The following is a 26,836-nucleotide window of genomic DNA, read 5'->3' on the forward strand; positions in this document are numbered from 1 at the left end:
GGGTCGGCCCCATCGATTTCAACCACATTCGGCAAAACCGGGGGCCAGAATGCCCCGGCCAACAGGAATGAGCAAGGTGCGATCGGGTCCCTGCAAGGATTACTGCCCGGCCGGGAAGCCTGCCCCGGCATCGCGACTTATGCGAAATCGTCGGCCGACAGCAGGATCGTGGAGACATGCTGTTGAATCGTTTCCAGGTGCGCCTCGATTTCATCGTGAAACACGTCCAGTCGCGACACGATGGTTTCCAGCCCCTTGGCCTTTCCGCGCAGCATGCCCGCCTCGACCCGGCAGGCGATGCGAATGGTGGACAGGCCCAGAACCATGCGCCGCAGGAATTCGGCGCGCCGCTGGATCGACGCCGCCGACTGCACCCCGTATTCCACCGCCTTTTGGGACTGCTTGTCATAGGCTTTCTGCAGCCCTATCAGGTAGTCTTTTTCACTCTCGCAATCGACCCCGGGAACGCCGCTTTTCTGCGACTCGAAGAATTCGCACATCTCGGTCATCAGGTGCGACGCACAGATCATGAAATAGGCGCTGAGTTCCTTCGGCGCGTCCCAGATGCCGGATCCCATCAGCGGCACCACCAGCGTGTTCAGGTGGTTGCGGATGTCGTTCAGCATCAGGTCGTAATTCTTGGCGATCTCGTTGATGGTCGCACGGCCGACCGCCAGCTTGGCGGCAAAGATTTTCATGTTGGCGGTCAGCAGCTCGGCGCCCTTGAATTTCTTCGTCAGCTCGTCCAGTTCATGACGCAGCTTTTCCGATGTGACCGCGATGGTTTCGGTGTTGCGCAGATCGTTGTAGGCCGGCATTCCCAATGCCTTGCGGCGCGCCTCGAACTCCTGGTGCAGCGCATGGGCCTGGAACGCGCCATAGCTGTCGAAGCCCAGCTCTGCCAGCTTCGACAAGATCAGCCGGGCGCTGTCTTCGGCCGACAGCTTTTCCTCCAGCTCGAGCTTGCGGATATCCCTGTAAAGCTGTTCCACCAACGCCAGTTGCGGGCTGGTCGGCTTGATCCGCATCGACAGGTGACCACCCTCGACCGGGGTTGCCAGCGCGAACACCCAGTAATAGCGGCCATCCTTGGTCTTGTTCTTCACATAGGCCCCGACCGGCACACCACTTTCCAGCCCGTTCCACAACAGCCAGAACACGCCCTTGGGCATGTCGCTGTGACGGATCAGCTTGTGCGGGGCGCCTTTCAGTTCCTCGGAACTGAATCCCGATACCCGGATGAAGATGCTGTTGTAGGCCTCGATCACCCCGCGCTTGTCGGTGCGTGAAAAAAACATCTCCTCGACATTGAAGGGTTCCTCGACGTTCACTTCGGCGGCGGCGCGCGCTCTTGGTTCGCGCTTCGCGCTGTCGAATTCCCTCATTGTCATGGTATTCATGAAGTCTACCCTTCCAGACCTTGTACCCGTAGCGCCCCGTTTCGGTTCCGGGGCATTCCTTGTCGATGTGCGCTCGCAACCCACGTCCGCGCCCGGCACGGGATGTATTTCATCCCGAAACCGGTACGCCCGCGCGGTTCCGAGCGCTTGTTTCTGTCAATCAAAACGTCCTGAAAAAATCGAATTTTAGCCGGTCAGAAGGCCGCATCGAAGGTTTCCGGCACGCGCGCGCGCGGCACCCCTGTTTTTCTTCATGTTTAAAAGAAATGGCCGCTCCCGGCGGCCATTTCTTTTCGTCGATTTTTCTCTGCGGCAGCGCTATTTCACATTGCCCTGCGGCCTCCCGATGCGATCGAGGATATCGGTGGCCAGCTGCTGAATCCCGACCATCCGCGTTTCAATCCGATCCTGGAAATCGTCAAGCCGACCGACGATGGTATCGAGCCCGTGCGCGCTTTGGCGCAGGCTGCCGGCTTCGACGCGGCAGGCGATGCGGATCGTCGACAATCCCAGCACCATCCGCAGCAGGAATTCGATCCGGCGCTGGATGGTCAGCGCCGATTTCACGCAATCACTCACCGCGTCGTCCGAATGCCCCTTGTAGCCCGAACGCAGCGATTGAATCTGGTGCATCTCTTCCGGCGTTGCGGGATCGCCCGACTTGATTTTCTCGTGTTCGTAATCATGCACCACCTCGTCCAGAAGATGGTAGCCGCACAGCATGAAGCTTGCTTTTTGGCCCTCCGGCGTGGACCAGATACCGCCCGATTGCGGCAGCGCCAGCAACGTTTTCAGATGGCCCTGGATGTCGCGCAACATCAGGTCGTAATTCTTCGCGACCTCGTTGATGACAGCGCGCCCCTGATCGAGCTTGGCGGCAAAGATCTTCATGTTGGCGGTAAGGATTTCCGCACCATCGAATTCAGCGGCCAGCGCAGCGAGTTCCCGTTGCAGGTCCTGCGTCATCTGCGACGCGACCTTGGTGTTGACCACGTCCATCATCGGCGGCGCCTTCAGCGCCTGTTGCCGCGCCTCGTATTCAAGGCCGAAAGCGGCGGACTGGAACCAGCCGTAATTGGGATATCCCAGGTCGCGCAGCCGTTGCAGCAGGCGCTGCGCGCTTTCTTCGGCGGTCAGCTTTTCGGTCAGTTCCGCCGCCCGGATTTCCTCGTAGAGCGCGATGACCTGCTTGTGTATCTCACTGGTGGGCTTGATGCGGACCGAAAAGTAGCCGTCTGCCACCGGAGCGGCGAGGGCAAAGACCCAGTAATACCTGCCGTCCTTGGTCCGGTTCTTGACATAGGCCCCGACCGCTTCGCCGTTTTGCAGACCGTTCCAGAGCAGCCAGAACACGGCCTTGGGCATATCGGGGTGGCGCAGGATCTTGTGCGGCGCACCGCACAGGTCTTCGCCGCTGAAGCCCGACACACGCACGAAAACATCGTTGAAATCGTCGATCACGCCGCGTTTGTCGGTTTTGGAAAAAAACATTTCCTCGATGCCGAAGGGCATTTCGGCACCGTCTGTCGCATAGGATGGCGGGGGTTCTGGCATTGTCCCGAGGTTGGGTTTCAACACCTCCGAAGGCTGCATATTCACAGGGGGTCTCCTTGGCGGTTTTACACAACTCAACTTCCGTCTCACCACCCCCGGAGAGTGGGCGGAAAGGCGCATATCACTTCTATGCAGGCCCCGATGGCACCAGAGGAACCAAGCGGCCTGCAAAACTCTTGATTTTGTTAATTTGTTATTGACTGCACATTAACCAACGGCAGCACAGTCTTTGGTTTTACCGAAAACCCTGAAAACAGGAACAAGTCCTAGAGAGGCTCGATATCGCCCTCTGCCCGCTGCGCGTGGAAGTCGCGCTGGAAATCGTCGAACGTTCCGGCCGCGATCGCGTCCCGCATCCCCTGCATAAGATCCTGATAATATTGCAGGTTATGCCAGGTCAGAAGCATCCCGCTGATCATTTCCTGGGCCCGGAAAACGTGATGCAGGTAGGCACGCGAATAATTGCGACAGGCCGGGCAGGAACAGTGTTCATCCAGCGGTCGCGGGTCGTCGGCATGGCGCGCGTTCTTGATGTTGACCACCCCGTGGCGGGTGAACACCTGGCCGGTACGGCCCGACCGGGTCGGCAGCACGCAATCCATCATGTCGATGCCGCGCGCCACCGCGCCGACGATATCGTCGGGCTTGCCCACCCCCATCAGGTAGCGCGGCTTGTCCTCGGGCAGCATGTCGGGGGCGTAATCCAGACAATCGAACATCGCCTCCTGCCCCTCGCCCACGGCCAGCCCGCCGACCGCGTAGCCGTCGAATCCGATCTGTTTCAGCGCTGCGGCGCTCTCTTCGCGGAAATCCCGTTCCAGCCCGCCCTGCTGAATCCCGAACAGCGCGTGCCCCGGACGGTCGCCAAAGGCGTCGCGCGACCGCTGCGCCCACCGCATCGACAGGCGCATCGACTCCGCGATCCGGTCACGATCGGCCGGCAGCGCCGGGCATTCGTCGAAACACATCACGATGTCGCTGCCCAGAAGCCGCTGGATTTCCATGCTGCGTTCGGGGGTCAGTGTGTGTTTCGATCCGTCGATATGGGATTTGAAGGTGACGCCTTCCTCGGTCAGCTTGCGCAGCTGTGCCAGGCTCATCACCTGGAACCCGCCGCTGTCGGTCAGGATCGGCTTTTGCCAGTTCATGAACCTGTGCAAACCGCCCAGCCGGTCGATCCGTTCCGCCGTCGGGCGCAGCATCAGGTGATAGGTGTTGCCCAGCAGGATGTCGGCCCCGGTCGAGGCCACGCTTTCGGGCATCATCGCCTTGACAGTCGCCGCGGTGCCCACCGGCATGAAAGCCGGGGTACGAATGTCACCGCGCGGCGTGTGAATCACGCCCAGCCGCGCCTTGCCATCCTGTCCCAGTTTTTCGAATTCGAAACGGCGTGTCATCGATGCACCTTTTGCTTTTGAAGCCCTTTAATCCCGAAAGCTCTGGAAGTCCAAGGGGCCACATCGTATTTGAAGTCAACAAATTGAATTGAGGAAATGAATTATGACCCAGCTCATTAACGGGATACAATCCGGCACCGTGATCTGGCTGCTTGTGGCGCTCTTCATCATCGCGGTTGTCTATCGCGGGGTACGCATCGTGACCCAGTCGGAAAAGCACGTGGTGGAACGCTTCGGCCGGCTGCACGCGGTGTTGGGACCCGGGATCAATTTCATCGTGCCCTTTCTCGATGTGGTGAAGCACAAGATTTCCATCCTCGAACGGCAACTGCCCACCGCCAGCCAAGACGCCATCACCAAGGACAACGTGCTGGTCCAGGTGGACACATCGGTGTTTTACCGCATCACCGAGCCGGAAAAGACCGTTTACCGCATCCGCGATGTCGACGCCGCCATCGCCACCACCGTGGCCGGCATCGTGCGCGCCGAGATCGGCAAGATGGACCTCGACGACGTGCAGGCCAACCGGTCGCGGCTGATCTCGACCATCAAGTCATCGGTCGAAGATGCCGTCGACGATTGGGGGATCGAGGTCACCCGCGCCGAAATCCTTGACGTGAACCTGGACCAGGCAACCCGCGAAGCGATGCTGCAACAGCTGAACGCCGAACGTGCCCGCCGCGCCCAGGTGACCGAGGCGGAGGGCCAGAAACGCGCCGTCGAACTGCAGGCCGATGCCGAGCTCTATTCGGCCGAACAGATTGCCAAGGCGCGCCGGATTCAAGCCGAGGCCGAAGCCTATGCGACCTCCGTCGTGGCGAAGGCGATCAAGGAAAACGGGATCGAGGCGGCGCAATACCAGGTCGCGCTGAAACAGGTCGAGGCGCTGAACACGCTGGGATCGGGCAACGGCAGTCAGACGATCGTGGTGCCCGCCAACGCGCTGGAAGCCTTCGGTGACGCCTTCAAGATGCTGAAAGGAAACAAGTGATGGGCGCGGTCCTGGAAATCTGGTGGGTCTGGCTGGCCTTCGCGCTGGTTCTGGCAGTGGCGGAAATCTTTGCCCCGGGGTTCATCTTCCTCGGCTTTGCCATCGGCGCGGCTCTGACCGCGCTGGTGGTGGCGGTCACGGCCCTGACCTATCCGGTTCTGTGCGCCATCTTCGCCATCCTGTCGCTGGTCGCGTGGCTGGTCATGCGGCGGCTGTTCAAGCTTCCGAACGAGAAGCGCAAGGTGTTCGATACCGATATTAACGACAACTGACGCTCGGCGCGCTGCCGGATGCGGATCTTTCGGGGCATCAATGTGTTGATTTGTCTTGTGATCTTCTATCTCTGGGAAGAGACACAGCCACGGGACAAGCACGATTCTGCCCCGAAAGGAGCCACATCATGACGACGCCTGCGCACGCAACGCAACTGCAATTCGGATGGGAAGAATGGGTATCGCTGCCCGATCTCGGCCTGCCGGCGATGAAGGCCAAGGTCGATACCGGCGCGCGCACTTCGGCGCTGCATGCCACCGATATCGAAAGCTTCGGCGCCGCCAATGCGCCGCAGGTGCGCTTCATGGTCCATCCCATCCCCGGGCGCGAAGACCTGGTGATCCCCTGCTCCGCCCCGATCGTCGACCGGCGCGAAGTGACCTCGTCCAATGGCGAGGCCGAAATGCGTTTCGTCATCGGCACGACAATGACGGTCAACGGCCAAAGCTGGCCCATCGAGTTGACCCTGACCGACCGGCGCGGCATGGCTTCGCACATGCTGCTGGGCCGGCAGGCGCTGCGCGATCACATCACCATCGTGGCGACCGACCGGTTCCAGCAACCGCAGCTCAATTACGAGGTCTATCACAGCAAGGTGGTGCGAGAAGCCGCCCCGAACCGGGCGCTGCGCATCGCGGTGCTGAGCCGGGAAAACAACTATTCCACCCGCCGACTGGTCGACGAGGGCGAAGCGCGCGGCCATACGGTCGAGGTGATCGACACGACGCGCTGCTACATCGCCATCAACGCGCTGGCCCCCGAGGTCCACTACGACGGCAAGCGGCTGCCGCATTACGACGCGGTGATCCCGCGTATCGGGGCCTCGATCACCGGCTACGGCAGCGCCGTTATCCGACAGTTCGAAACCATCGGGACCTTCTGCGTCAACGGCAGCGAAGGCATCACCGCCAGCCGCGACAAGCTCTATGCGCACCAGATCCTCGCCCGGCACCGGATCGGCATGCCGACCACCGCCTTTGCCGCCTCGCCCAAGGATACCGACAACCTGATCGGCCTGGTGGGCGGGGCGCCGCTGATCGTCAAGCTGCTGGAAAGCACCCAGGGCAAGGGCGTGGTTCTGGCCGAAACGAAAAAGGCCGCCGAGTCGGTGATTTCCGCCTTCCGCGGCCTCAAGGCGTCGTTCCTCGTGCAGCATTTCGTCAAGGAAGCAGCGGGCGAGGATATCCGCTGCCTGGTGATCGGTTCCAAGGTGGTGGCGGCGATGAAACGCAGCGGCGCCGACGGCGATTTCCGCTCCAACCTGCATCAGGGCGGATCGGCCAGCAAGGTGCGCATCACCAAGGAAGAACGCGAAACCGCGCAGCGCGCGGCGAAAGCCTTCGGGCTGAACATGGCCGGGGTGGACCTGCTGCGCTCGGACAGCGGGCCGAAGGTGCTGGAGGTCAATTCCTCGCCCGGCTTCGAGGGGATCGAGAAAGTATCGGGCAAGAATATCACCGCGCTGCTCTACGATGAAATCGAACGCCGCGCCCGACCCAGACCGGTCCGCCGCCGCAAAAGCGTGAAAACCGGCAGCGCCGGGTTTTGATTTCTCTGCCCGCGCTGCCATAGTCGGCCCAGGAGGAGCGAAAGATGAACACACACGACATGCCACTGGTCGAGGCGCGGGACGAATCCAAGGTACGGGTGTTGCGGCTCGGGGCCGCACCGGCACATCCGTTGTCGCGGGCGATGATCCGGGCGCTGCATGACCAGATCCGCGAGGCCGCGACGGACCATCACGTCAACGCCATCGTGCTGGACGGTCCCGGTCACATTTTCTGCGCCGGGCACGACCTGAAGGAAATCGCCCGTCATCGCAAGGATCCCGACCAGGGCCTGGACTATCTCAGGGCGCTGTTCACCGAATGCGGCGCGATGATGCTCGACCTCGCGCTCTGCCCCAAGCCCACCATCGCCATGGTCGACGGCATCGCCACCGCGGGCGGGCTGCAACTGGCCGCGTCCTGCGACCTGATCTTTGCCTCTGACAGCGCCAGTTTCTGCCTGCCGGGGGTGAAAAACGGCGGCTTCTGCACCACCCCTGCCGTCGCCGTGTCGCGCAGCCTGTCGCGCAAGCAGGTGATGGAAATGACACTGTCGGGCGATGCCTTCGACGCCGACTGGGCGCTTGCCGCGGGGTTGGTGAACCGGATTTATCCGTCCGAGCGGCTGACCGCTGAAACGCTGGAATTCGCCCGCACGCTTGCGACGCGCCACCCCAAGGCCATCGCGGATGGCAAGAAAATGCTTTACCGCCAGTTGGACCTGCCGCTGGATCAGGCCTACGCCGAGGCGACCGAGGTCATGATCGGCCACTTCATGGACCCGGTGCGGATCGCGCAGGAAAATTCCGGCTGATGCGCCGCCCGACACCGCCGAAGCCGACCGGATGCGCTTGGCCCCTAGACCTTTCCGATCTCAAACCCTATATCTTCGGTCAGGAAATGACGGACTGACCCATGAACGAAAACGCCGAACCGCTCGAAGGTGAACCGCTGATCGCGCCCTCCAGCATCGACCATCCCCTGTACGAACAGGTGGTCGAGGCCTGCCGCACGGTCTATGACCCGGAAATCCCGGTGAATATCTACGACCTTGGCCTGATCTACACGATCAAGATCAGCCCCGACAACAAGGTCAGCATCATCATGACCCTGACCGCGCCCGGCTGCCCGGTGGCCGGAGACATGCCCGGCTGGGTGGTTGATGCGGTGGAACCGCTCGACGGCGTGCAGCATGTCGAGGTCGACCTGACATGGGAACCGCCCTGGGGCATGGAAATGATGAGCGACGAAGCGCGGCTGGAACTGGGCTTCATGTAACGCGGCACTGAAACGCACCCATAAATGGGTGCGTTTTTGCTTTTGCACCCCAATTAGCATGCAGGCAAGCAAGCGCAACCAAAAATGATTGCGATTTCATATTCGCACCCTATAATGGATGCGAATGACGCCCATTACTTTACATATCGCGGTTCTGACGGGCGATCTTGTCGCCTCCACCCGCCTGCCCCCGGGCCAGCTTGCCAGCGCCTTCGACGCCTTGGCCGATTGCGCGGCGCTGCAAGCCGATTGGCACAGAGCCCCCTTGCGCTTCACCCGTCAGCGCGGCGATGGATGGCAGGTGGTTCTGGCCCGGCCGGCGTTTGCGCTGCGCTCCGCGCTCGCCTTCCGCGCCGCCCTGCGCAGCGGGGGCAGCGAATTCGACAGCTACATCTCCATCGCCGAAGGACCCGTTGCCGGTGAAATTGGTCCGGATCTCAATGCCGAAACCGCCGAGGTCTTCGTCAAATCCGGCGACGGGCTTGAGAGCATAAAACGGTCTGGAGAAGCAGGGCGTATGACCTATCAGGGAAAGGGTTTTCTCAACGCCACCACCGTTCTGGCCGATCACATCTCGCAGCACTGGACCCCGGCGCAGGCCGCCGCGATCCTGCCCTTCCTCGCCCCCGGCGACGCGCCTTCCTATACCGAGGCCGCGCGTGGCTTAGGCAAATCCCGGCAAGCCGTGACCAAGGCACTTGACGCAGCCGGTTACCCGGCACTCAAGATCGCCCTGCAAAGCATCGAGGCAGCCGCCGATGATTGAAACCCTCACCGCCCTTCTGTGCGCCCATGCGGTGGCGGATTTCGTGTTGCAGACCAAATTGATGGTCACCCGTAAACGCCATCCCGGCGTGATGGTGCTGCATGGCGCGCTGGTGCTGCTGACCGCGCAGATCGCCACCGGCCAGTTCGCCGCCCTGCCGCTTTTGATCCTCGCGCTGCTGCACCTGCTGACCGATTGCGTCAAAACCTATGGCGGTTTTGGCGGTCTGGCGGCCTTCCTGACCGATCAGGCCGCGCATCTCGCCACGCTTGTCGGCATCGCCATCTGGGTTCCCGACCTGTGGGCCAACGGGCTGTGGCCGGCGCTTCTGCCCAGCCCGCTGGCCCCCGCCCTGCCCCACGTCATGGCGATCGTCGCGGGTAGCATCGTCGCGATCCGCGCCGGGGCCTTCGCGATCCAGCTATTGATGCAGGGCCACGCCCTGTCCGACAGCCCCGAAGACGAAGGCCTGCCCGGCGGCGGCGCCACGATCGGGTATCTGGAAAGGGCGCTGATCCTGCTGCTGGTGCTGACCGGGCAGATCGCCGCGATCGGTTTCCTCGTGGCGGCGAAATCGATCCTGCGCTTCGGCACCATTTCGGGCGACCGCAAGGCCACCGAATATGTCATCATCGGCACCTTGTTCAGTTTCGGTTGGGCGCTTCTGGTGGCATTTGCCACCCAATCGCTGCTTGCGGCGCTGCCACCGCTTGAGATCACCGCCCTGCGGCCCTAGATTAGAAGATGAACCAAAGACAGGACCCTTCCATGTTCGGTATCCCCGGCAAACAGGCCGTTACCATCTCCGACCGCGCGGCGGCGCAGATTTCCAAGCTGATGGCCAAGAACGGCCACCAGGGGTTGCGCATCGGCGTCAAGAAGGGCGGTTGCGCCGGCATGGAATACACCATGGACTACGCCGACGACATCAACCCCAACGACGAAGTGGTCGAACAGGACGGCGCCCGGGTGATGATCGCGCCGATGGCGCAGATGTTCCTGTTCGGCACCGAAATCGACTATGAGGTGTCGCTGCTGGAATCGGGGTTCAAGTTCAACAATCCGAACGTGACCGAAGCCTGCGGCTGCGGCGAATCGATCAAGTTCAAGGATGTCGAGGAACTGGCCGCCGAACAGGCGGACAACGGCGCCCCCCTGCTCAAGTAACAAATTCCCCCATTGCCCCTGCGGCTGTTTGCGCAGCCCCCGCCCCTTGACCTGCGGGTGCATCTGGCAATGATGCGGGCACTCATAATCATAACAAGACAAGGAATCGACGATGCGTCGCAAACTGGCAGCGGGAAACTGGAAAATGAACGGTCTGAAAGCGGAACTGGACCAGATCGACGCCCTCAAAGCCAGCCACGCCACGCCATCCGTCGACCTGCTGCTCTGCCCGCCCGCCACGCTGGTGACATCTGCGGCGGCACGGCTGGGCGATCATCCGATGATGATCGGCGGCCAGGATTGCCACATGGAACACAGTGGCGCGTATACCGGCGACATCTCGGCACCGATGCTGGCCGATGCCGGCGCCCGTGCGGTGATCCTTGGCCATTCGGAGCGCCGCGAAGCGCATGAGGAAAGCGACGAAATGATCCGCGCCAAGGCCTCTGCCGCGCACCGGGCCGGGCTGATCACGGTGATCTGTGTCGGCGAATCCCTGGCCCAGCGGGAAGCGGCGAACACGCTCGACATCATCGGCGGGCAGCTTTCGGCCTCGGTGCCGGACAATTCGACCGGTGAAAACCTGGTCATCGCCTATGAACCGATCTGGGCCATCGGCACCGGCAAGGTGCCGACCACCGACCAGATCGGCGAAGTGCATGATTTCATGCGCGACCGGTTGGAACGCCGCTTCGGCGCCGGCGTCGGCCGCTCGACCCGGCTGCTTTACGGCGGTTCGGTGAAGCCCGGCAATGCCGCGGAAATCTTCGCCGTTTCCAATGTCGACGGCGCGCTGGTTGGCGGCGCCAGCCTGAAGGCTGCGGATTTCTCGCCGATCATCGAAGCGCTGGAAAACAGCGCGGGCTAAGGCCACGTCAATTTTCCCGTCCCCGTCCATTTTCCCGCCATCGTTGCCCGGAGAATTGCGATTTTCCGGGCAACAGTCGTGGCGGGTTTGCACCCTGATCCGACAAAAAACGGCGCCCCGCAGGGCGCCGTTTCGCGTTCTTCCGGCCGGATCACTTGGTGATGATTTCCGGCCCCATGAAGGTGGTCGGCAACCATGTGCTCAGCGCCGGGATATAAGTCACCATGATCAGGAAAACGAACAGCACCGCCAGGAACGGCATTGCGGCCCGCACCACCCGCATCATCGGCATCCCCGCCACGCCCGACGTGACGAACAGGTTCAGGCCGACCGGCGGGGTGATCATGCCGATTTCCATGTTCACCACCATGATGATGCCCAGATGGATCGGGTCGATCCCCAGTTCGATCGCGATCGGGAACACCAGCGGCGCCACGATCACGATCAGCCCCGAGGGTTCCATGAACTGACCGCCGATCAGCAGAATCACGTTGACGATCACCAGGAACATCACCGCGCCGAAGCCCGCTTCCAGCATCGCGCCGGCGATCTGCTGCGGGATCTGTTCGTCGGTCAGCACGTGCTTGAGGATCAGCGCGTTGGCGATGATGAACATCAGCGTGACCGTCAGCTTGCCCGCCTCGAACAGCGTGTCGCGGGTGTCGCGGTGGAAAAACGCGGTGATCAGTGCCAGCGGCTTTTCCATCAGCGACAGGTTGCGTTCGCCTTCACCACGGGCCAGCGGCCCCATGTCGCGATAGACGAAGCTGGCGATGAAGAAGGCGTAAACCGCCGCCACCGCCGCCGCCTCGGTCGGGGTGAAGATGCCGCCATAGATGCCGCCCAGGATGATCACGATCAGGAACAGGCCCCAGATCGCGTCCATCCCCGAAGCGAATACCTCGCCCCAGCCCTGCCATTCGCCCTTGGGCAGGTTGCGCAGCCGCGCGATGACATAGATCGTGGTCATCAGCATGGTGCCCGCCATCAGCCCCGGGATCACCCCGGCCAGGAACATCCGCCCCACCGACACGTCGGTCGCCGACGCATAGACCACCATCACGATCGAGGGCGGGATCAGGATGCCCAGGGTACCGGCATTGGCGATAACGCCGGCGGCAAAGTCCTTGGTATAGCCGACCTGGCGCATGCCCGCGATTACGATCGATCCGATCGCGACCACCGTGGCCGGACTCGACCCCGACAGCGCCGCGAACAGCATGCAGGCAAAGACGCCCGCGATCGCCAGCCCGCCGTGGAAATGCCCCACCACGGCGATGGAAAACCGGATGATCCGCCGCGCCACGCCGCCGGTCGACATGAAGGAAGAGGCCAGGATGAAGAACGGGATCGCCAGAAGCGTGTAATGCCCCGCCATCGCCTGGAAGAAACTCTGCGCCACCGAGGCCAGCGAGGTATCGCTGAGCGCCAGCAGGAACAGGATGGAGGACAGGCCAAGGCTCACCGCGATCGGCACGCCGAGCAGCATCAGGCCGACGACCATGGCAAAAAGAATTGCGACTTCCATGTGCTTAGTCCTCTGCGTTCAGGCTGCGGACGTCTTCGATGGCGTCCTCTGCTTCGTGGCTGGCGATCAGGCTGTCGGCCTCGCCTTTCATGACGCGCCAGGTGGCCTGCACGAACCGGAACAGCAACAACGAGGCCCCGATCGGCAGCATCGCGTAGGGGATGAAGCGCGGGATTTTTTCATACGCCTCGCCTTCGTTGATCAGCGGTTCGATCCAGCGCAGCCAGTCCGGCATTGGGATGTCGATCACTTCGTACCAGGACCGGTAGGAGGACCGCTTCATTTCCTCGAACCCCAGCGGGAACCAACGCCCCTCGGTCTGGGGCAGGTTGGCGAAATTCGCCCAGTAATCCCAGGCACCCTTAAGCAGCAGGAAGGCGTAGAGAATGCAAAGCAATCCAGCGGCCACCCCCACCGCCCGGCGCAGACGAGGATTGAACAGGGCAATCACCGCGTCCACGCCCAGTTGCGCGGTGACCTTGACCGCGTAGCTCATGCCGAAGAGCACCAGCCAGGCGAACAGGAAGGTGGTCATCTCCAGCCCCCAGATCAGCCCGGTATTGAAGCCGTAACGCAGCACGACATTGATGAAGGTAATCAGCGTCATCAAGCCGAGGATCAGCGCAATCGCGGTTTCCTCGAACTCGTTGACCGCCCGGCCCAGGGCCGATTTCGATGAGTAATGGTGAGACATCCGATCCCCCGTCCCCCGAGTGGATGTGAAAATCCCGGCCCGCTTCATGGGGGCCGGGACAATTGGCCTGAGCTTCAGGTTCAGTGCTTGGCGTTGATCGCCTGTGCCGCGGCGATGTTGTCTTCGCCGACATCACCCTTGAACTGTTCCCAGACCGGTTTCATCGTGGCGACCCATGCGTCGCGCTGTTCCGGGCTCAGCTGGCGCACGGTGCCGCCGGCGGCGATGATCGCCTGCTTGGCCTCTTCGTTGACCTTGGTCGATTCCGAATTCCGCGCCGCGGTCACTTCGTCGATGATGGTGGCCAGCTGATCGCGCACGTCGTCCGGCAGGCTGTCCCAGAAATCGGTCGAGGTCACCAGCAGGTAATCGATGATGCCGTGATTGGTTTCGGTCACGCCATCCTGCACTTCGAAGAACTTCTTGCCGTAGATGTTGGACCAGGTGTTTTCCTGACCATCAACAACGCCGGTCTGCAGCGCGCCGTAGACTTCCGAGAACGCCATCGGCTGCGGGCTGCCGCCAAGCGCGGCCATCTGTGCCTTCAGAACGTCGGAGTTCTGCACCCGGAATTTCAGACCGTTCGCGTCGCTGGGGTTTTCCAGCGGTTTGTTGGCCGACATCTGCTTCATGCCGTTATGCCAGAAGGCCAGCCCGAGCAGCCCGCGGCGGGTCATCGATTCCTTCATCGCCTGGCCGGTTTCGGAATTCTGAAATTCATCGACCGCGTCGATGTTCTTGAACATGAAGGGCAGATCGAAGATGCGGAACTTCTTGGTGAACTGTTCGAACTTGGACAGCGACGGCGCGGCCAGTTGCACGTCGCCCTGCAGCATCGCTTCGAGCACCTGGTTGTCGTTGTAAAGCGTCGAGTTCGGGAAGACCTCCAGGCAGACCTTGCCGTTCATTTCCTCGTTCACGCGCTTTTCCAGAAGCGTCGCAGCGATGCCTTTCGGGTGCTTGTCGGTGTTGGTCACATGGCTGAACTTGATGACGATTTCGCCTTCGTCGCAGGCGCCCGCGGCCATGACGGCAGAGGCCGATACGCTCAGCGCCAGAACGGCAGCGGCGGTGGTCAGGAATTTCATGTCTGTCTCCTCCCAAGAGATCGTTTGACGTGTGCTTGCACCCCCTCCGGGCGCGGCATGGGCAACTCTTTCCAATCCGGGGGAACGGCTCAAGAAAAACCGACAATTTCATCCGCAAGCGGGATTATCAATAAAATTTAATAAGTTACGACGACATCTCAACCCGCCAAAATATTCTGCAACGCAGCTTTGTGCGGTTGCCCGCACAGCTTGTGATGGCATTTGTGCGGATTTCCGCACAGCTTCAGACGGCCTTCACAAGCGAATCCCCTATGCCGCCTCAGCGAAATTCCTCGGGCTTGATGCCGTAGCGCGCCAGCTTGTCGTAGAAGGTCTTGCGCGGCAGTTTCAGGCTCTGGGCGGCGGCGCTGGCGCGGCCATCAGTGCGGCGCAGAGCGGTGATCAGCAGGCTGCGTTCAACCTGCGCCAACTGCTCGGCCAGGCCCAGTTCACCACCTCCGTTTTCGGTCTCGCCATGCCCCAGCACGAATCGCATCGCCTCGCTCATCAGGGCGCGCGCATTGCCGGGCCAATCCCGCGCCATCAGCCGCGACACCACTTCGGGCGTCACCTCGGGCGTATCCAGCCCCGATTGTTCGGCCGCCTGCGCCACGTATTGGCGGAACATGACCGGGATATCCTCGGGCCGCTCGGACAGCGACGGGATGCGCACCACCATGACCTCGATCCGGTAGTAAAGATCGGCCTGCAGCCGCCCCTCCTCTACCGCGTTGGACAGATCCTGGGTGCTGCCCGCGATCAATCGGAATCCCCCCCGTTCCAACGCGTCGATCAATGCCATCTGCGCATCCGGCTGCAGCCCGCCGATATCGTCGAGGAACAGCGTCCCGCCCTGCGCGGCGGCAACCATTTCCTCCATCTCGGGACGCCCCAGCCCCGGGGCGGCGCGTTTCACGAACGGCCCCTTGGCCGAAGGCGAACACAGATGCACCACCTCGGCCACCTTGTAGATCCCCGATCCCGGCGCCCCGGTCACCAGAACATCGGTCCCCGCCCGCGCCGCGGCCCGTACCCGGTCGCGCAAACCTTCGGACAGCGCCGACTGACCGTAGAGCATCCGCGCCGCCGGGTCGCCGGTTTCTAGCTGCGCCTTCAGCCGACGGTTTTCCAGCACCATCTCGCGGGTCCTCATCGCCCGTTCGATCACCGCCAACAGGTCGGCAGGCGCGCAGGGTTTTTCCAGGAACCCGAAGGCGCCCTTGCGCATCGCGGCGACCGCCATCGGGATATCGCCTTCGCCGGTCAGCAGAACCACCGGCAATTCGCTATCGACCTCTTGGGTGTATTGCAGCAAGTGAAACCCGTCCCGTCCGGGCATCCGGATGTCGGACAGGATCACGCCGCCGAACCGGTCCGAAATGTGGTCCTTGGCCTCGATGAAGGATCCGACCGCGATCGGGTCCAGATCGGCCAGTTCCAGCGTCTGGGCCAATGCCTCGCGCACCGCCGCATCGTCATCGACCAGCAAAACCTTCCGGGTCATGCGGCTTCTTCCTCTTGCCAATGGTCCAGTTCCACCGTGAACACCGCTCCGGAGGGACCGTTCGCGCCACGGATATTGCCGCCGAAACTCTGCACCAATCCGTAGGAAATCGACAGCCCCAGCCCCATGCCCTCGGACGACCCGACGGTCTTGGTCGAATAGAACGGTTCGAACACCTTGTCGGGTTCCTTGATGCCGGGACCGATGTCATGCACCGACACGGCCAGTTTCGCTCCGATATCGATGCCGATACGGATATGCCGGTCGACCTGATCCAGCATCGCGTCGGCGGCATTGTTGATCAGGTTGACGAAAACCTGCGTCAGTCGCACCTCGCCGCCGCGCGCCAGGATCGGGCCTCCATAAGCGGACGGATCCCAATCCAGCGTCACGTGATCGGCCTTCAGCCGCGCCGCGGTCAGTTCCACCGCCGTGTCGATCACCTGCACCAGGTCGACCTTGCCCACCGGTTCACTTTCGTTGCGCGCGAAGGCACGCAGGTTCTTGATGATGCGCGACATCCGCACCGCCAGGTCCGAAACCCGGCGCAGGTTTTCCGCCGCCTTGTAGGTCTTGCCGCGGATGATGAAGGCAGACCCGTTTTCGGCATATTGCTGAATCGCCATCAGCGGCTGGTTCAACTCGTGGCTGATCCCCGCGCTCATCTGCCCCAAGGCGCTGAGCTTGCCGGCCTGCACCAGATCGGCCTGCGCCTTCTTCAGCGCCGCCTCGGCGGCGATGCGTTCGGCGACCTCGTGGCGCAACGCGATGTTGGCCGCGGACAGTTCCTTGGTCCGATCCTGCACCCGGCTTTCCAGCCGGGCATTGGCCTCGGCCAGGGTGCGGCGGCGTTCGGTGGCAAGGAACAGAAAGGCGCCGAACGCCAGGAACACCCCGGCCACCGCCGCCGCCTGCAGCGCCGCCAGTCGCCGCGCCGGATCGACATCGATCAGCGCCTCGGCCCGCATCCCGATGATCGGCAGATCCTTGTAGAGATGAAGCGCCCGGACCGGGACGTAGGGCGACCAATCGGTCAGCCACAGATCATAGCCGCCGACATGTTGGGTTGCGAAATCCGGATCAGGGCCGTCCGCCGGAGCCAGCCCGCCATCGGCGCGCTGCTTCCAGAACAACAGTTCGCTGCGGTTTGAAATGAAAACCTCGTTGCGATCGTCGGTGAAAAACACCGTCGGGCGGGCGCCGCGCCATTCGGATTCGACCCGGTCGATGTTGGCCACCACCACCAGAACCCCGGCAACCTGTTCCCCGGGACCGAAAATGGGCGCGGCGAAGTAGTAGGTCCGCAGCCCGCTGGATGCGCTGATCCCGTGATGTTCGCCCAGCGCCCCCTGCAGGGCACGGGTGAAATAGGGCGCCGCCGCCACGTTGGCCGGTTCGGTCGCGTTGGCCGAGGCCAATACCCGCCCCTGCGCATCGGCCAGGAACACATCGAGCGCCGCCGTCTTGTCCGCCGACGCGAGCAGCAGGTCGCGCAAGTCCCCGGCATCGCCAACTTGCAGCGCCGTGCGGACCGCCGGGTGATCCGAGGTCAAAACCGCAAGCTGCTGGTACAGCTGCAACTGCCCGGTCAGCCGGTCGGTGGCCAAAGTCAGGTCCGACTCGCCACGCTGCGCCAGCTGCGCCAGCGCCTGCACATAACCGTAACGCCAGACCCCTCCGGCAACGGCGACCACGGCCAGCAGGAACAGGATGGCAAGGATCAGACGGCGAAGAAGCGCGGGTTTCATGGCGTCAACCTAGCGCTCCTGGGCTTGCATTGGCCAGAGGGCTTGGCGAATGTCCCGCCATGCAGGAATTTTCGCAATCGCCCACCGATCCCGATTTCGTCCAGTCCCCCTACCCGTTCTACGATCGGGCCCGGGCGGACGGCGGCCTGTTTTTCTGGACCGAATACGAGATGCCCTGCGCCGGATCGCACGATCTGGTGATGGCGCTGTTCAAGGATCGCCGATTCGGGCGTGAATGCCCGCCCGAATGCGCCCCCGACATTCCCGGCCGGCTGCGTCCGTTTTACGATATCGAAGCGCATTCGATGCTTGAACTGGAACCGCCGCGCCACACGCGCCTGCGGTCGCTGGTGCTGCGCGCCTTCACGTCGCGCCGGATCGCGGCTTTGGCACCGGAGATCGAAACGCTGTGCCACCGCTTGATCGACGATCTGCCCGCGGGCGGCTGCGATTTGCTGCCACATTACGCGACCCGGGTGCCGGTGATCGTGATCTGCCGCCTACTGGGCGTCCCCGAGGACATGGCCGACCAGCTGCTGGCCTGGTCGAACGCCATGGTGGCGATGTATCAGGCCCGCCGCACGCGGGAAATCGAGGCCGCCGCGGTGACGGCCAGCCTTGAGTTCCGCGATTTCATCACCGGCTATATCGACACAAGGCGGCAGAGCCCGGCCGACGACCTGATCAGCCAGCTGATCGCCGCCGAGCAGGATGGCGAGAAGCTCAGCACCGATGAATTGATCACCACCTGCATCCTGCTCTTGAACGCTGGGCACGAAGCAACGGTGCATTCCATCGGCAACGCGGTGAAAACGTTGTTGGAAACCGGTACGGACCGGGCGTTCCTCGCCCCGGACAAGGTCGACCGGACGGTGGAGGAATGCCTGCGCTTCGATCCGCCTTTGCACATGTTCACCCGTTATGCCTATGAAGATATTGAGGTTTCCGGCCACACATTCCGGCGCGGCGATCAGGTGGCTCTGCTGCTGGGGGCGGCGAACCGGGACCCGGCCGTCTGGCCCGATCCGAACCGGTTCGACCCGTCGCGCGATATCGTCACCAATGCCGCTTTCGGCGGGGGCCTGCATTTCTGCGTCGGCGCGCCGCTGGCGCGGCTGGAACTGAAAATCGCCCTGCCGGCGCTGCTCGGACGGTTGCCGGACCTCGCCCTCACCGAGGCGCCGCGCTACGGCGACGTCTATCATTTCCACGGGCTCGAGGCGCTGAAGGTGACCTACTGACCCACCGCACAAGCCGGGATTGCGGCCTTGTTCCGGGCCGGGGATTTCCGCCCGCTACCCGGCGCCGTGCCGGTCCAGATGCCCCAGGTCCCGCCCGGGTTCGATCACGTCGCGCAGCCGCTTCTTCAGTTCCTTCGCCTCGGGGAAACCGCCGTCGCGCTTGCGTTCCCACAACAGCGTCCCGTCCACCCGCACTTCGTAAACGCCGCCGTAACCGGGTTTCAGCGTCACCCCGCCCAGATCTTCGCCGAAGCTCTGCAGCAGTTCCTGCGCCATCCACCCGGCCCGCAGCAGCCAGTTGCAGCCGGTGCAATATTCAATGGTAACAAGGGGTTTCGGCGCATCGCTCACAGCGGCAGTTCCGTCGTCGACTTGATTTCCTCCATCGACAGCAGCGCGGTTATGTTGTTGACCTTCACCTCGGAAATCAGCGCCTGATAGAAGGCGTCATAGGCGCGGGCGTTCTTCACCCGTACCTTCAGGATATAGTCGATGTCCCCCGCCAGGCGGTGCGCTTCCATCACCTCGGGGCGGTTCTGCAAGGCCCGCAGGAACCGCGCCTGCCAATCCGCTTCGTGCTCGGTGGTGCGGATCAGCACGAAGAAACAAGCCTCGAAGCCCAGCTTCTCGGCATCCAGAACCACCGTCTGCGGCCCCATGATCCCGGCTTCGCGCATCTTTCGGATGCGATTCCACACCGGGGTCTTGGACGACCCGACCTTGCGGGCGATTTCGTCAAGCGACTGGCCTGCATCCTTCTGCAATTCCGCCAGGATTTTCCGATCCGTCTGATCCATTCGAACCGACATTTCGCCCCCTTTCGCCACATTGGGACATTGTTTTCAATTTCCGCCGCATTCGACGGATCAAGTTCTTATTTGTTCCGCGATATAGCGCAATGCGAGGAATATTTTCTATATTACATCTCAAGTCAACCAAAGGAAAAGGCCCAGACATGGCACGTCCCTTTACGCCCAAAGTCATCACCGCCAACGCCCTGCTGGAAGGCGACGTCGTTTATTTCACCGCGAATGACGACTGGTCGCCGATGCTGTGCGACGCCGAGGTGATCGAGGACGAGGCCCATGCCCAGCTGCGCCTGCTGGAGGCCGAGCGCCAACAGGCGCGGATCGTCGGCGCCTACCTGGCCGACGTGACCAAGGGCCCCAACGGCCCCGAACCCACCCATTTCCGCGAGGATTTCCGCCGCAGCGGTCCCTCGAACTACTTCCACGGCAAACAGGCGGAGCTGAACTGATGTATCGCTATAACGATTTCGATGACGCCTTTCTGGCCAAGCGCAACGCACAGTTCCGCGCCCAGGTGCAGCGCCGCATCGACGAATCCCTGACCGAGGACGAATTCCGCCCGCTGCGGCTGATGAACGGGCTCTACCTGCAACTGCATGCCTATATGCTGCGGGTCGCCATTCCCTATGGCACGCTCAGCGCCGACCAGATGCGCCAACTGGCGCTGATCGCCGACAAGTTCGACAAGGGCTACGGCCATTTCACCACCCGTCAGAACATCCAGTACAACTGGCCCAAACTGCCCGAAGTGCCCGATATCCTCGATGCGCTGGCTGAGGTGAACCTGCACGCGATCCAGACCAGCGGGAACACCATCCGCAACGTGACCGCCGATCACTTCGCCGGTGCCGCGGCGGATGAAATCGCCGATCCCCGCCCGGTGGCGGAACTGATCCGGCAATGGTCCACCGATCACCCGGAATTCCAGTTCCTGCCGCGCAAGTTCAAGATCGCCATCACCGGGTCACCCAACGACCGCGCGGTGACCCGCGCGCACGACATCGGGCTGCGCATGGTCGAACGAGACGGCGAAGCGGGCTTCGAGGTGATCGTCGGCGGCGGCCTGGGCCGCACGCCCGTCGTCGGCAAGGTGATCCGCGATTTCCTGCCGCGCGCCGATCTGCTTCCCTATCTCGAGGCGATCGTGTCGGTCTACAACACGCTCGGACGGCGCGACAACAAGTACAAGGCGCGGATCAAGATCACCGTCAATGAAAACGGGCTGGACGCGGTGCGCGACAAGGTCGAGGCCCGGTTCAACGAATTGCGGCCGCTGTTCAAGGGCGTCGATCAGGACCTTCTGGCACAGATCGAGGCGCATTTCGCCGCCCCCGGTTTCGTTGCCCGCGACGAAGCCCCCTATGAACTCGCCTATGCCAACGATCCCGTTTTCCGCTCTTGGGCCGACACCAACCTCGCCGCCCACAAAGCGCCCGGTTACGCCATCGTGTCGATTTCGCTCAAGGCGCATGGCCAGACCCCGGGCGATGCGACCAGCGACCAGATGCGGCTGATGGCCGATCTGGCCGAGCGCTACGGGTACGGCGAACTGCGCATCAGCCACGAACAGAACGTGATCCTGCCGCATGTGCACAAGGCCGACCTGCCCGCGCTGCACGCGGCGCTGAAGGAACAGGATCTGGCGACGGCCAATATCGGGCTGATCAGCGATATCATCGCCTGCCCCGGCATGGACTACTGCGCCCTTGCCACGGCCCGGTCGATCCCGGTGGCGCAGCAGATCGCCGAACGGTTCGACGCCTTGAAGCTGGAACACGACATCGGTCCGCTGAAGATCAAGATCTCGGGCTGCATCAATGCCTGCGGGCATCACCATGTCGGCCATATCGGCATTCTCGGGCTCGACCGTGCGGGGGTGGAAAACTACCAGATCACCCTGGGCGGCGACGGCACCGAGGACGCGGTGATCGGTCAGCGCACCGGCCCCGGCTTCGCCTATGACGAAATCACCGACGCGATCGAAAGAATCATCCGCACCTACCTGGAGCTGCGCGAGGATGACGGCGAAGCCTTCCTGGCCGCATATCGCCGGCTCGGGGCGGACCCGTTCAAAGCTGCGCTTTACCCGGAGGCCGCGAAGAAAAATGCCGCTTGAAGCCCCCCTGTCCCCGGTGGATGACCGCGTCGCGCATCTGAACCGGCGCTACCAGCATCATGCTGCCAGTGCCGTGTTGAAACGCGCCCTGTCCGATCCGCAGGTCGGCCGCATCGCGATGGTCAGCTCCTTCGGCGCCGAAAGCGTCGTGCTTCTGCACATGGTGGCGCAGATCGATCGCACCGTCCCGGTCCTGTTCATCGACACCCAGATGCTGTTTGCCGAAACGCTGGACTACCAGCACGAGGTGGCGCAGTGGCTGGGCCTGACCGATGTCCGCACCATCCGCGCCGACAAGGTGGCGCTGCAGGCCGAAGACCCCTACGGCGCGCTGCATCTGCGCGACACCGACGCCTGCTGCGACCTGCGCAAGACGCGGCCGCTGGAAAAGGCGCTCGGCCCGTTCGACGCCTGGATTACCGGGCGCAAGCGGTTCCAGGGTGCCACTCGCGCCAGCCTCGATTTCTTCGAAAACGAGGACGACAAGCGCATCAAGGTCAACCCGCTGGCCCATTGGGACAAGCAGGATGTGCAGGACTACATGATCAACAACCGGCTGCCGCGGCATCCGCTGGTGGCCAAGGGCTATCCCTCGATCGGCTGTAAACCCTGCACCTCGCCGGTGAAGGATGGCGAAGACGAACGCGCGGGCCGCTGGCGCGGCAGCGAAAAGGTGGAATGCGGCATCCACATGGTGGATGGCAAGATGGTAAGAACAGGAGCGGCGTGATGAGCGTGATCGTGACCGACAACGGCTTTCAGGCCGATGACTTTGACGGCGATATCGTCGCCCTTGCCGAGGCGGCCGAAGGGGCCGTCGCGGTGGAACTGGCCCCCGATGCCGATCCCCAAGCATTGGCGGGCCGGTTACCCACCCTGCAGCTGATCGCGGTGGAGTTCCCCAGCTTCGCCGACGGGCGCGGTTTCACCACCGCGCGACAATTGCGGCTGATGGGTTTCACCGGCCGGCTGCGCGCCCGGGGCCACGTGATTTCCGACCAGTACGCGATGGCCCGCCGCTCGGGCTTCGACGAAGTGGAAATCAGCGATGACCTGGCCGCGCGCCAGCCCGAGACGGAGTGGAAATTCCGCGCCGATTGGGACCGCCACGACTATCAGGCGCGGCTGCGCGCGGGTTGAAACCGCGAACAGCCCTTTCATCTGACATGGATCAAAGCTAACTGGGGAGTGCCGGTTTACTGACCGGCCTGAAACACAATGACCGAGATGACCACCGTGACCGAAGCCGCAGCCCCTGCGCCCAAACTGCCCACCCTGCCCGATGCCCAGACCGTGACGGAGGTCAAGCATTGGACCGACCGCCTGTTTTCGTTCCGCTGCACCCGGCCCGCATCGCTGAGGTTCCGCTCGGGCGAATTCGTCATGATCGGCCTGATGGGCGACCCGGATCCGAAGACGGGCAAGCAGAAACCGCTCTTGCGCGCCTATTCCATCGCCTCGCCCAGCTGGGACGAGGAACTGGAATTCTATTCGATCAAGGTGCCCGACGGCCCGCTGACGTCGAAGCTGCAGCATATCCAAGTGGGTGACGAGATCATCCTGCGCCCGAAACCCGTCGGTACGCTGGTGCATGACGCGCTGCTGCCCGGCAAACGGATCTGGTTCTTCGCCACCGGCACCGGCTTTGCGCCCTTCGCCTCGCTGCTGCGCGAACCGCAGACCTATGAGGACTACGACGAGGTGATCATCACCCATACCTGCCGCGAAGTGGGCGAACTGCAATATGGCCACGAACTGATCGAATCGCTGAAGCATGACGAACTGCTGAACGAGCTCATCGGCGAAGGCTTCTGGAAGAAGATCAAGTATTACCCCACCACCACCCGCGAGGAGAGCCCCAAGATGGGCCGCATCACCGACCTGATGCGCTCGGGCAAGGTGTTCGAGGATCTGGGCGTACCGCCGATCAACCCGCAGGACGACCGCGCGATGGTCTGCGGCAACCTTGCCTTCAACCTCGACATCAAGGACCTGCTGGAAAGCTACGGGCTGGAAGAAGGCGCCAATTCGAAGCCGGCGCAATACGTGGTGGAAAAGGCATTCCTGGACTGATCCGGGGACTGATCCGGGGGCCTATCGCCCGCATCCCAGTTTACGACCGGAAATAAAAAAGCGCCGCGCACTTGCATGCGCGGCGCTTCATTTTTCAGACCGGGATCACAACCCCAGCTTGGCCCGGGCCGCTTGCAGCGCCACTTTCAGCAGCTCGGGATTGTCCTTGGCCTGCTCGATCGCCGTCTTGGTCGCCATCTTGGTCGCCGCGTCCAGATCGGAAGCCTCGACATACTCCAGCGCCTTGTCCAAGGCGAAGCCATCCACCGTGAAGAGGTCCGCGGGATCGCTGAGTTCAGGTGCTTCGGCGGCGGTTTCTTCGGTCGCCTCGGGGCTGGCTTCCATCGCGCCGTCCGCAGCTTCCTCCGCGGCGCCAGCCGCTTCGGTGGCGCTCTGGACGGCGTCTTTCACGGCCTGCTCGGCAGCGTCGGCAGCATCTTCCACAACCTGTTCGGCCGCCTCGCTGGCGTCCTCGACAGCGGTTTCAACCGCGTCCTGGGCCGATTCCGCTGCATCCTCGACAGCGTCCTGGGCTATCTCAGCCGCGCCTTGCGCCGTGTCCTGCATCTCTTCCACCGCGTCTTCGACCAGCGCGGGCTCGGCGATTTCCGCACCCGTTTCCGGAGCGTCAACCGGGGTTTCAACCACCGGAGACGTCACCACCGGGGTTATGTCATTGTCCATCTGGGGTTTCACGAATACGAAATAGGCCGCAGCGACCGCGATTGCCGCCAGCACCAGCCAAATCACGTTTTTCATAACAACTTTCCCTTTCTTTCCCGGGTCGGTCTTCAACCCGTTTCTTGCAGGCCCCTCAGATGCCGCTCAACCGCGGCCGGAACAAGGGCGAAAGCGCCGAAATTAAAAGCATGAGCAAGGAATTGCCGCTTGAAGTAGCCGGGCGCAATCGTTACCTTACACCCTCGAATTCGCCAATTATTGAAGGATCAAAACCATAGCCCGCAGACCTCATAACGCGCCCCCGACGCGCGACACCGGCCCCCGCGTCAACGACCGCATTCGTGCCCCCGAAGTACGCCTGATCGGCGCCGAGGGCGAAAATGTCGGTGTCGTGACCCCTGCCCGTGCCATGGCCATGGCTGAAGAGGCTGGCCTGGACCTGGTGGAGATTTCGCCCAACGCCACGCCGCCCGTGTGCAAGATCATGGACTTCGGCAAGTTCAAGTACGAACAGCAGAAGCGGGAATCCGAGGCGCGGAAAAAGCAGAAGATCATCGAAGTCAAAGAGGTCAAGTTCCGCCCCAACACCGATACGCACGACTATCAGGTCAAGATGCGTAACGTGGTGAAGTTCCTGGAAAACGGCGACAAGGTGAAAATCACCCTGCGTTTCCGTGGCCGCGAAATGGCGCACCAGAACCTGGGACGTCAACTGCTTGAGCGGGTCGCCGAGGATATCAAGGAAATCGGCAAGGTCGAGAACATGCCGAAGATGGAAGGCCGCCAGATGATCATGATGATCGGGCCGCTGACCAAGTAAGCCGACCAGTCAATCCGGGCCCTGCCCGCGTTGAACGCCCCCGGGGTTGGCAAACCCCTTGGGGGCGTTTTCTTTGCCCCTCCCCCGCCGGCAGCGAGCAACCGAGTGGAATTGTCGCGAGTATCCCCCCGAACGTGGCGGAAAATGTCGCGCCCCCTTGCCCTCGGCCCCTATATGTTGCACCACAACTGTCGGAACCTCTGGTTCCGCGACGCATGAGTTATTTGATAAGGCAGACGGCACGATGGACAGCACAGCAAAACCGACCGAAGACATTTCCGTCCGCGACGTATTCGGCTTCGATACCGATATGGTCGTGAAGGGCTTTGCCGAGCGCAGCGACCGCGTGCCCGAGGTCGATCACACCTACAAATTCGATCCTGACACCACGCTGGCTATCCTCGCGGGCTTCGCGCGCAATCGCCGGGTGATGATCCAAGGCTATCACGGCACCGGCAAATCGACCCATATCGAACAGGTCGCGGCGCGGCTGAACTGGCCCTGTGTTCGGGTCAACCTCGACAGCCATATCAGCCGGATCGACCTGATCGGCAAGGACGCGATCAAGCTGAAAGACGGCAAGCAGGTGACCGAGTTCAACGAAGGTATCCTGCCCTGGGCCTTGCGCAACCCGACCGCGATCGTGTTCGACGAATATGATGCCGGCCGCGCCGATGTGATGTTCGTGATCCAGCGCGTTCTGGAACATGACGGCAAGCTGACGCTTCTGGACCAGAACGAAGTGATCACCCCGAATCCCTATTTCCGCCTGTTCGCCACCGCCAACACCGTTGGCCTGGGCGACACCACGGGCCTGTATCACGGGGTGCAGCAGATCAACCAGGCGCAGATGGACCGCTGGTCGCTGGTCGCGACGCTGAACTACCTGTCGCATGACGCCGAAACCATGATCGTTCTGGGCAAGGCGCCGCATTTCAACACCGAAAAGGGCCGCAAGACCGTCAGCCAGATGGTGACGCTGGCCGACCTGACCCGCACCGCCTTCATGAACGGCGAGCTTTCCACCGTGATGAGCCCGCGGACCGTGATCAACTGGGCCTGGAACACCGAGATCTTCCGCAATGTCGGTTATGCCTTCCGCCTGACCTTCCTCAACAAATGCGACGAACTGGAGCGCCAGACTGTGGCCGAGTTCTATCAGCGCTGCTTCGACGAGGAACTGCCGGAAAGCGCTGCCAGCATGGCGGTTTCCTAAAGGCCGCCATAAGGCGCAGCGAAAGCCCCGCGATTTGCGGGGCTTTTTTTGTTGTCCCCCGCACCGGCGAATGGATC

General features: G+C 62.5%; 28 protein-coding genes. 17 read left to right on the forward strand and 11 right to left on the reverse strand.

Annotated features, from left to right (window positions below; genetic code table 11):
• Nucleotides 1-137: 137 nt before the first annotated feature.
• The 3 genes from IT775_RS12920 to tgt all read right to left on the reverse strand — a co-directional run bounded on the left by IT775_RS12920 (nucleotide 138) and on the right by tgt (nucleotide 4,351).
• A complete protein-coding gene (locus tag IT775_RS12920; protein ID WP_212701533.1) occupies nucleotides 138-1,400 on the reverse strand; it encodes a PAS domain-containing protein in 1,263 nt (420 codons plus the stop codon).
• Between the two features lie 318 nt (nucleotides 1,401-1,718).
• The gene (locus IT775_RS12925; RefSeq protein ID WP_212701534.1) at nucleotides 1,719-2,954 is read right to left on the reverse strand and encodes a PAS domain-containing protein; all 1,236 of its coding nucleotides are present in this window, start codon (nucleotides 2,952-2,954) and stop codon (nucleotides 1,719-1,721) included.
• Nucleotides 2,955-3,220: 266 nt separating this feature from the next.
• Nucleotides 3,221-4,351, reverse strand: a complete 1,131-nt coding sequence (gene tgt, locus IT775_RS12930) for a tRNA guanosine(34) transglycosylase Tgt (RefSeq protein ID WP_212701535.1) — start codon at nucleotides 4,349-4,351, stop codon at nucleotides 3,221-3,223.
• A 103-nt stretch (nucleotides 4,352-4,454) separates the two neighbouring features.
• Between tgt and IT775_RS12935 the strand changes: the two genes are divergently transcribed.
• The 9 genes from IT775_RS12935 to tpiA all read left to right on the forward strand — a co-directional run bounded on the left by IT775_RS12935 (nucleotide 4,455) and on the right by tpiA (nucleotide 11,241).
• Nucleotides 4,455-5,342, forward strand: coding sequence for an SPFH domain-containing protein (locus IT775_RS12935; RefSeq protein ID WP_212701536.1), 888 nt, complete (start codon nucleotides 4,455-4,457; stop codon nucleotides 5,340-5,342).
• Entirely contained in the window at nucleotides 5,342-5,614 is a 273-nt protein-coding gene (locus IT775_RS12940) for an NfeD family protein (protein WP_212701537.1), read from the forward strand. The genes IT775_RS12935 and IT775_RS12940 overlap by 1 nt, the downstream gene beginning before the upstream one ends.
• A gap of 128 nt (nucleotides 5,615-5,742) precedes the next feature.
• A complete protein-coding gene (rimK, locus tag IT775_RS12945) occupies nucleotides 5,743-7,164 on the forward strand; it encodes a 30S ribosomal protein S6--L-glutamate ligase (RefSeq protein ID WP_212701538.1) in 1,422 nt (473 codons plus the stop codon).
• Nucleotides 7,165-7,208: 44 nt separating this feature from the next.
• Complete coding sequence (locus IT775_RS12950; protein ID WP_212701539.1) at nucleotides 7,209-7,976, forward strand: enoyl-CoA hydratase-related protein; 768 nt, start codon at nucleotides 7,209-7,211, stop codon at nucleotides 7,974-7,976.
• Nucleotides 7,977-8,077: 101 nt separating this feature from the next.
• A complete protein-coding gene (locus IT775_RS12955) occupies nucleotides 8,078-8,440 on the forward strand; it encodes an SUF system Fe-S cluster assembly protein (protein WP_212701540.1) in 363 nt (120 codons plus the stop codon).
• 124 nt (nucleotides 8,441-8,564) lie between these two features.
• Complete coding sequence (locus tag IT775_RS12960; protein WP_212701541.1) at nucleotides 8,565-9,206, forward strand: MarR family transcriptional regulator; 642 nt, start codon at nucleotides 8,565-8,567, stop codon at nucleotides 9,204-9,206.
• Entirely contained in the window at nucleotides 9,199-9,942 is a 744-nt protein-coding gene (locus IT775_RS12965; protein ID WP_212701542.1) for a DUF3307 domain-containing protein, read from the forward strand. The genes IT775_RS12960 and IT775_RS12965 overlap by 8 nt, the downstream gene beginning before the upstream one ends.
• Nucleotides 9,943-9,974: 32 nt before the next feature.
• Nucleotides 9,975-10,373, forward strand: a complete 399-nt coding sequence (locus IT775_RS12970; protein WP_212701543.1) for a HesB/IscA family protein — start codon at nucleotides 9,975-9,977, stop codon at nucleotides 10,371-10,373.
• A gap of 112 nt (nucleotides 10,374-10,485) precedes the next feature.
• Entirely contained in the window at nucleotides 10,486-11,241 is a 756-nt protein-coding gene (tpiA, locus tag IT775_RS12975) for a triose-phosphate isomerase (RefSeq protein WP_212701544.1), read from the forward strand.
• A 151-nt stretch (nucleotides 11,242-11,392) separates the two neighbouring features.
• On the opposite strand, the gene IT775_RS12980 is transcribed toward tpiA, so the two are convergent.
• The 5 genes from IT775_RS12980 to IT775_RS13000 all read right to left on the reverse strand — a co-directional run bounded on the left by IT775_RS12980 (nucleotide 11,393) and on the right by IT775_RS13000 (nucleotide 17,803).
• Nucleotides 11,393-12,769 (reverse strand): TRAP transporter large permease, encoded by a 1,377-nt coding sequence (locus tag IT775_RS12980; RefSeq protein ID WP_212701545.1) that lies wholly within the window; start codon nucleotides 12,767-12,769, stop codon nucleotides 11,393-11,395.
• A 4-nt stretch (nucleotides 12,770-12,773) separates the two neighbouring features.
• The gene (locus tag IT775_RS12985; RefSeq protein WP_212701546.1) at nucleotides 12,774-13,463 is read right to left on the reverse strand and encodes a TRAP transporter small permease; all 690 of its coding nucleotides are present in this window, start codon (nucleotides 13,461-13,463) and stop codon (nucleotides 12,774-12,776) included.
• A gap of 80 nt (nucleotides 13,464-13,543) precedes the next feature.
• A complete protein-coding gene (locus IT775_RS12990; RefSeq protein ID WP_212701547.1) occupies nucleotides 13,544-14,551 on the reverse strand; it encodes a DctP family TRAP transporter solute-binding subunit in 1,008 nt (335 codons plus the stop codon).
• A gap of 280 nt (nucleotides 14,552-14,831) precedes the next feature.
• Nucleotides 14,832-16,055 (reverse strand): sigma-54-dependent transcriptional regulator, encoded by a 1,224-nt coding sequence (locus IT775_RS12995; RefSeq protein ID WP_212701548.1) that lies wholly within the window; start codon nucleotides 16,053-16,055, stop codon nucleotides 14,832-14,834.
• Complete coding sequence (locus IT775_RS13000) at nucleotides 16,052-17,803, reverse strand: ATP-binding protein (protein ID WP_212701549.1); 1,752 nt, start codon at nucleotides 17,801-17,803, stop codon at nucleotides 16,052-16,054. Before IT775_RS13000 ends, IT775_RS12995 begins: the two co-directional genes overlap by 4 nt.
• 59 nt (nucleotides 17,804-17,862) lie before the next feature.
• On the opposite strand from IT775_RS13000, the gene IT775_RS13005 reads away from it, so the two are divergent.
• Entirely contained in the window at nucleotides 17,863-19,044 is a 1,182-nt protein-coding gene (locus IT775_RS13005; RefSeq protein WP_212701550.1) for a cytochrome P450, read from the forward strand.
• A gap of 54 nt (nucleotides 19,045-19,098) precedes the next feature.
• Here IT775_RS13005 and IT775_RS13010 read toward each other — a convergent pair whose 3' ends face one another.
• Both IT775_RS13010 and IT775_RS13015 read right to left on the reverse strand, forming a co-directional pair.
• Nucleotides 19,099-19,395 carry an Rdx family protein gene (locus IT775_RS13010; protein ID WP_212701551.1) on the reverse strand — a complete coding sequence of 99 codons (297 nt, stop codon included), beginning with the start codon at nucleotides 19,393-19,395 and terminating at the stop codon, nucleotides 19,099-19,101.
• Entirely contained in the window at nucleotides 19,392-19,853 is a 462-nt protein-coding gene (locus IT775_RS13015) for an Lrp/AsnC family transcriptional regulator (RefSeq protein ID WP_212701552.1), read from the reverse strand. Before IT775_RS13015 ends, IT775_RS13010 begins: the two co-directional genes overlap by 4 nt.
• Nucleotides 19,854-19,999: 146 nt before the next feature.
• Between IT775_RS13015 and IT775_RS13020 the strand changes: the two genes are divergently transcribed.
• From IT775_RS13020 to IT775_RS13040, 5 genes are all read left to right on the forward strand, one after another.
• Nucleotides 20,000-20,302, forward strand: a complete 303-nt coding sequence (locus IT775_RS13020; RefSeq protein ID WP_212701553.1) for a DUF2849 domain-containing protein — start codon at nucleotides 20,000-20,002, stop codon at nucleotides 20,300-20,302.
• The gene (locus IT775_RS13025; RefSeq protein ID WP_212701554.1) at nucleotides 20,302-21,969 is read left to right on the forward strand and encodes a nitrite/sulfite reductase; all 1,668 of its coding nucleotides are present in this window, start codon (nucleotides 20,302-20,304) and stop codon (nucleotides 21,967-21,969) included. Before IT775_RS13020 ends, IT775_RS13025 begins: the two co-directional genes overlap by 1 nt.
• Complete coding sequence (locus IT775_RS13030; protein WP_212701555.1) at nucleotides 21,959-22,699, forward strand: phosphoadenylyl-sulfate reductase; 741 nt, start codon at nucleotides 21,959-21,961, stop codon at nucleotides 22,697-22,699. Before IT775_RS13025 ends, IT775_RS13030 begins: the two co-directional genes overlap by 11 nt.
• Complete coding sequence (locus IT775_RS13035; protein ID WP_212701556.1) at nucleotides 22,699-23,109, forward strand: DUF934 domain-containing protein; 411 nt, start codon at nucleotides 22,699-22,701, stop codon at nucleotides 23,107-23,109. Before IT775_RS13030 ends, IT775_RS13035 begins: the two co-directional genes overlap by 1 nt.
• A gap of 78 nt (nucleotides 23,110-23,187) precedes the next feature.
• Nucleotides 23,188-24,042 (forward strand): ferredoxin--NADP reductase, encoded by an 855-nt coding sequence (locus IT775_RS13040; RefSeq protein WP_212701557.1) that lies wholly within the window; start codon nucleotides 23,188-23,190, stop codon nucleotides 24,040-24,042.
• Nucleotides 24,043-24,147: 105 nt separating this feature from the next.
• On the opposite strand, the gene IT775_RS13045 is transcribed toward IT775_RS13040, so the two are convergent.
• Nucleotides 24,148-24,801 carry a hypothetical protein gene (locus IT775_RS13045; protein WP_212701558.1) on the reverse strand — a complete coding sequence of 218 codons (654 nt, stop codon included), beginning with the start codon at nucleotides 24,799-24,801 and terminating at the stop codon, nucleotides 24,148-24,150.
• A gap of 283 nt (nucleotides 24,802-25,084) precedes the next feature.
• Between IT775_RS13045 and infC the strand changes: the two genes are divergently transcribed.
• A complete protein-coding gene (infC, locus tag IT775_RS13050; protein WP_425519550.1) occupies nucleotides 25,085-25,543 on the forward strand; it encodes a translation initiation factor IF-3 in 459 nt (152 codons plus the stop codon).
• Nucleotides 25,544-25,787: 244 nt separating this feature from the next.
• On the forward strand, nucleotides 25,788-26,759 hold the full coding sequence (cobS, locus tag IT775_RS13055; RefSeq protein WP_212701559.1) for a cobaltochelatase subunit CobS: 972 nt from the start codon (nucleotides 25,788-25,790) through the stop codon (nucleotides 26,757-26,759).
• Nucleotides 26,760-26,836: the final 77 nt, after the last annotated feature.

The sequence above is a fragment of the Thalassovita aquimarina genome (assembly GCF_018219815.1).
GTDB lineage: Bacteria > Pseudomonadota > Alphaproteobacteria > Rhodobacterales > Rhodobacteraceae > Thalassobius > Thalassobius aquimarinus.

Coding starts and splice junctions, on each gene's coding strand:
- IT775_RS13025 (WP_212701554.1), top strand. CDS start 20,302: ATGTATCGCTATAACGATTTCGATGACGCCTTTCTGGCCAAGCGCAAC.
- IT775_RS12965 (WP_212701542.1), top strand. CDS start 9,199: ATGATTGAAACCCTCACCGCCCTTCTGTGCGCCCATGCGGTGGCGGAT.
- IT775_RS12960 (WP_212701541.1), top strand. CDS start 8,565: ATGACGCCCATTACTTTACATATCGCGGTTCTGACGGGCGATCTTGTC.
- IT775_RS13005 (WP_212701550.1), top strand. CDS start 17,863: ATGCAGGAATTTTCGCAATCGCCCACCGATCCCGATTTCGTCCAGTCC.
- tgt (WP_212701535.1), bottom strand. CDS start 4,351: ATGACACGCCGTTTCGAATTCGAAAAACTGGGACAGGATGGCAAGGCG.
- IT775_RS13000 (WP_212701549.1), bottom strand. CDS start 17,803: ATGAAACCCGCGCTTCTTCGCCGTCTGATCCTTGCCATCCTGTTCCTG.
- IT775_RS12950 (WP_212701539.1), top strand. CDS start 7,209: ATGAACACACACGACATGCCACTGGTCGAGGCGCGGGACGAATCCAAG.
- tpiA (WP_212701544.1), top strand. CDS start 10,486: ATGCGTCGCAAACTGGCAGCGGGAAACTGGAAAATGAACGGTCTGAAA.
- IT775_RS12935 (WP_212701536.1), top strand. CDS start 4,455: ATGACCCAGCTCATTAACGGGATACAATCCGGCACCGTGATCTGGCTG.
- IT775_RS13040 (WP_212701557.1), top strand. CDS start 23,188: ATGACCGAGATGACCACCGTGACCGAAGCCGCAGCCCCTGCGCCCAAA.
- IT775_RS12995 (WP_212701548.1), bottom strand. CDS start 16,055: ATGACCCGGAAGGTTTTGCTGGTCGATGACGATGCGGCGGTGCGCGAG.
- IT775_RS12985 (WP_212701546.1), bottom strand. CDS start 13,463: ATGTCTCACCATTACTCATCGAAATCGGCCCTGGGCCGGGCGGTCAAC.
- IT775_RS12990 (WP_212701547.1), bottom strand. CDS start 14,551: ATGAAATTCCTGACCACCGCCGCTGCCGTTCTGGCGCTGAGCGTATCG.
- IT775_RS12940 (WP_212701537.1), top strand. CDS start 5,342: ATGGGCGCGGTCCTGGAAATCTGGTGGGTCTGGCTGGCCTTCGCGCTG.
- IT775_RS13045 (WP_212701558.1), bottom strand. CDS start 24,801: ATGAAAAACGTGATTTGGCTGGTGCTGGCGGCAATCGCGGTCGCTGCG.
- IT775_RS12925 (WP_212701534.1), bottom strand. CDS start 2,954: ATGCCAGAACCCCCGCCATCCTATGCGACAGACGGTGCCGAAATGCCC.
- rimK (WP_212701538.1), top strand. CDS start 5,743: ATGACGACGCCTGCGCACGCAACGCAACTGCAATTCGGATGGGAAGAA.
- IT775_RS13035 (WP_212701556.1), top strand. CDS start 22,699: ATGAGCGTGATCGTGACCGACAACGGCTTTCAGGCCGATGACTTTGAC.
- IT775_RS13030 (WP_212701555.1), top strand. CDS start 21,959: ATGCCGCTTGAAGCCCCCCTGTCCCCGGTGGATGACCGCGTCGCGCAT.
- IT775_RS12970 (WP_212701543.1), top strand. CDS start 9,975: ATGTTCGGTATCCCCGGCAAACAGGCCGTTACCATCTCCGACCGCGCG.
- IT775_RS12980 (WP_212701545.1), bottom strand. CDS start 12,769: ATGGAAGTCGCAATTCTTTTTGCCATGGTCGTCGGCCTGATGCTGCTC.
- IT775_RS12920 (WP_212701533.1), bottom strand. CDS start 1,400: ATGAATACCATGACAATGAGGGAATTCGACAGCGCGAAGCGCGAACCA.
- IT775_RS12955 (WP_212701540.1), top strand. CDS start 8,078: ATGAACGAAAACGCCGAACCGCTCGAAGGTGAACCGCTGATCGCGCCC.
- IT775_RS13020 (WP_212701553.1), top strand. CDS start 20,000: ATGGCACGTCCCTTTACGCCCAAAGTCATCACCGCCAACGCCCTGCTG.
- cobS (WP_212701559.1), top strand. CDS start 25,788: ATGGACAGCACAGCAAAACCGACCGAAGACATTTCCGTCCGCGACGTA.
- IT775_RS13015 (WP_212701552.1), bottom strand. CDS start 19,853: ATGTCGGTTCGAATGGATCAGACGGATCGGAAAATCCTGGCGGAATTG.